The sequence below is a fragment of the Tritonibacter sp. SIMBA_163 genome, assembly GCF_046535935.1.
Classification (GTDB): Bacteria; Pseudomonadota; Alphaproteobacteria; order Rhodobacterales; family Rhodobacteraceae; genus Epibacterium; species Epibacterium scottomollicae.
Window position 1 is genome coordinate 1 of record NZ_JAWJBP010001255.1, and the last position, 238, is coordinate 238.

Consider the following 238-nt stretch of genomic DNA (forward strand, 5'->3'; position numbering starts at 1 on the left):
CTGTGCTTCCTCGTAGAGCTTGGTGCGCTCTGCCTGGTCGGAAGTCACCTTGGCCTTCTTCACCAGTGCATCGAACTCCTCGTTGCACCACTGGGCGCGGTTATTGCCGCCGACTGCGTTGCAGCCGAGCAGCGTGTCGAGGAAGTTGTCCGGGTCGCCGTTGTCGCCGGTCCAGCCGAGCATGACGGCGCCGTCGCGATCCTTGGCCTTCGAGCGGTCGAGATATTCGGCCTATTCG

At 63.0% G+C, this 238-nt stretch carries 1 pseudogene; it reads right to left on the reverse strand.

Annotation, left to right across the window (positions count from 1 at the left end):
• A pseudogene (locus R0J92_RS26345) lies at positions 1–228 on the reverse strand (ABC transporter substrate-binding protein); the annotation flags it as partial.
• Positions 229–238 lie beyond the last annotated feature (10 nt).